Source organism: Halorubrum tibetense (assembly GCF_042661865.1).
In the GTDB taxonomy this organism is placed as follows: Archaea; Halobacteriota; Halobacteria; order Halobacteriales; family Haloferacaceae; genus Halorubrum; species Halorubrum tibetense.
In genome coordinates, this window is the sequence record NZ_JBHSWW010000305.1 from 1 (window position 1) to 2,726 (window position 2,726).

Annotated in this window: 4 protein-coding genes and 1 pseudogene; 2 read left to right on the forward strand and 3 right to left on the reverse strand. The window is 68.8% G+C overall.

Going from position 1 to position 2,726, the window contains the following annotated elements; translation table 11 throughout:
• Positions 1-93: 93 nt before the first annotated feature.
• A pseudogene (locus tag ACFQEU_RS18315) lies at positions 94-165 on the forward strand (hypothetical protein); the annotation flags it as partial.
• A gap of 57 nt (positions 166-222) precedes the next feature.
• Here the strand turns inward: ACFQEU_RS18315 and ACFQEU_RS14140 are convergent.
• Positions 223-642, reverse strand: coding sequence for a VOC family protein (locus ACFQEU_RS14140; protein WP_379783190.1), 420 nt, complete (start codon positions 640-642; stop codon positions 223-225).
• A 154-nt stretch (positions 643-796) separates the two neighbouring features.
• Here ACFQEU_RS14140 and ACFQEU_RS14145 point away from each other — a divergent pair, with 154 nt between their 5' ends.
• Positions 797-1,294: a CBS domain-containing protein gene (locus tag ACFQEU_RS14145; RefSeq protein ID WP_379783192.1), complete on the forward strand. Its 498-nt coding sequence runs from the start codon at positions 797-799 to the stop codon at positions 1,292-1,294.
• A gap of 85 nt (positions 1,295-1,379) precedes the next feature.
• Here ACFQEU_RS14145 and ACFQEU_RS14150 read toward each other — a convergent pair whose 3' ends face one another.
• Both ACFQEU_RS14150 and ACFQEU_RS14155 read right to left on the reverse strand, forming a co-directional pair.
• A complete protein-coding gene (locus ACFQEU_RS14150) occupies positions 1,380-2,420 on the reverse strand; it encodes a TrmB family transcriptional regulator (protein WP_379783194.1) in 1,041 nt (346 codons plus the stop codon).
• A gap of 99 nt (positions 2,421-2,519) precedes the next feature.
• Positions 2,520-2,726: hypothetical protein (locus ACFQEU_RS14155; protein WP_379783196.1), on the reverse strand; the 207-nt coding region annotated here is incomplete at its 5' end.

A 2,726-nucleotide genomic window follows, 5' to 3' on the forward strand; every position in this document is an offset into this window, starting at 1 on the left:
GGGGCGTTTCGCACCGAGCGAACAGGTGGGTTGCGAACCCTAATATCCCAACGCTCGGGAATCCTCGCCCTTTAGGGCGGGGAGGATGTCAACGGGGGCGTGTACGGACTGGTCGCCGCGAGCCTCCCGGTCGCGCTCCACGTGAGTCGCCAGATGAACGCCTGAACGCGGCGGCGCGGGGAGCAACCGAGCCTGGGTGTATTCTCCCTCTCCAGTTCGGCCTCAGCCGTCCAGCAGCTCGATCAGGTTGCCGTCGGGGTCCCGGCAGAACAGGACGGTGGTCCCGGTGTCGGTCGTCCGGGGCGGGCTCAGCGTCTCGACGGCGTCGTCGAGGTCAGTATAACAGGCTTCCACGTCGTCGACGGCGAGCCCGACGTGGACGGTTCCCGTCCCGTTCAACTCGGGGGCCGCCGTCGACGGCCCTGCCGGGTCGTACTCGACGAGTTCGAGAACGGTGTCGCCGGCGTCGAGGTGAGCGAACTCGGCGGTCGCGCCGTCGACGTCGACGGCCGCCGCGAACGCCTCGCCGCCGACGGAGAACTCGGTAACGACCTCGAACCCGAACGCGTTAGTATAAAAGTCGACCGCGCGGTCGAGATCGGAAACGGTGACGCCGACGTGATGAGCGGTGGGATCGGACACGGTCGATCCTCGGCCTGAGCTATATAAATCGTGTCGGCCAGAGCCCGGTGGGCGCGGGCCGCAACGGCTCGCGTCAGGACGAGTGGGCCGAAACGGCTCGCGTCAGGACGAGTGGGCCGCAACGACTACCATCGGGGGCGGCGATGGGCGACGTATGTACGCACGCGACCTGATGATCACCGACGTGAAGACGGTCTCCCCCGACGACGAGATCTCCGACGTGTTTCGGCTGTTCGCTCGACACTCCTTCTCGGGGTTCCCGGTCGTCGACGAGGCGGACCGGGTGGTCGGGATCGTCGCCGAGTCCGACCTCGTGGACCTGTTCGAACCGGCTGAGGAGACGCTGTGGATCCCGATCGGGCTCCCGCCGTTCGTCGACACGCTCACGTATCAGGTGAAGCCGCCGTGGGCGGACCTCGACCTCGGCGTCGACCTCGTGCGCAACGCGGACCGGCCGGTGTCGGACGTGATGACGGCCGACGCGGCCACCGTCGGCCCCGACACGGGGATCGACGAGATCCTGACGCTGCTCTCCGGCGATGACCCCGACATCAACCGACTGCCGGTCGTCGACGACGACGGGACGCTGGTGGGGCTCATCGCCCGCCAAGACGTGATCCGCGCGATCCGCGACGAGCGGGCTGCGGAGTAGGCCGGGTTGAGGCGTAACGCGGGTCGCGCCGGTCGCCCGCCCGATCACGGGGGATCGACCGCCGGTCACGGGGATCGACCGCCGGTCACTCCGCGTCGAGCCGGACGAGGTCCGCCTCGATGTCCTCGACGAACGCGCCTTTCCCGCCGACGGTGACGGTCCCGTCCGCCGTCTCGATCGCCAGCGAGTGTTGCACCGGGAACTCGTTGTTCGTCGGCTCCACCATCCCCTGTTTGACGCCGACGACGCGGCCGGTGACCTCGGTCTCCGTCTCGTCCGCGGTCGATCTTCCGGCGACCGTCGCGGTGAGCGTCGTCCCGCTGCGTAGGTGTACTGTCGCCTGAAACACGGTCTGTCTGAAGTTCTCGTACTCCACGGGCAGCGCGGCGGGTTCGACGGTGGCGACCTCGGCGGCCGCGGGCCAGTAGTTCCCGAGGAAGGACCCGACGATCACGGGGGCGAGCTGCTCCTGTGCGAAGACGATCGCCTGTCGGTCGGAGTCGGACCGCCGCAATAGCTCCGGCGGCGCGATGACGCCCACGTCGGAGTCGACGGTGAGGAGCGTCGGCATCGCCTCGCTCCACGTCCGAACCACGCTGGCGACGCCGTCCACGTCCGGCGGCTCATCGACGTCGGAGACGACGAGCAACACGAGGACGCCGCGCTCAACCGCCGCGACGAGCGAATCGCGGATCTCCGGGAGGCGTTTCGCAGGGATCGAAAGCGTGAGCTCGGACTCGGCGTCGTCGACCAGCGACCGGATCCGCTTGATGACGGTGACGCGGGATTTGACGACCTCGAACTGCTCGGTCTCGCGTTCGACGCGGGAGAACCGCTCTTCGAGGGCGGGTCGTATCGAGTCCACGTCGGAGCGGAGCCGGTCTATCACCTCGTCGGGCGGGTTAGCGCGGATCGTCGTCGGCACGACGTGGTCGTGGACCTCGACGAACCCTCGGTCCGCGAGCGACTCGCTCACGCTGTAGACGTAGCGCTTCGAGACGCCGGCGGCGTCGGCGACCGTGCTGGCTTTCGCCTCGCCGTGTTCGAGCAGCGTGAGGTACGTGTCGATCTCCTTGTCGGAGAGCCCGAACCGACGGAGGAGGTCCGAAAGCGTCCGATCGTCCATGTCCCGGAGAAGGGTGAGGCGGTCACTTATAAGGGTCGGTGCCGGCCGGCGTCGGCGGCATCGGCAGCGACACGGTGACACGAGGGGTCCGCCGGCGACTCACACGAGCACCGCGAGGGTGTCGACGACGACGGTGCCGTCCACGCGGTCGTCTCCCTCGCCACGCTCCGCCACGAACAGGTCGCGTTCGACCCCCTCGGGGACCGTGACCGTCGCGGGGTCGTCGGCGAAGTTGACCACGACGAGGAGCCGTTCCGGGCCGTCCGTGTCGCCGGCCGGGACGCCGCTGTCGGCGTCCCTCGGCGC

Bases quoted from the DNA above. Each gene is read 5' to 3' on its own strand.
- ACFQEU_RS14145 (WP_379783192.1), top strand. From the start codon at position 797: ATGTACGCACGCGACCTGATGATCACCGACGTGAAGACGGTCTCCCCC.
- ACFQEU_RS14150 (WP_379783194.1), bottom strand. From the start codon at position 2,420: ATGGACGATCGGACGCTTTCGGACCTCCTCCGTCGGTTCGGGCTCTCC.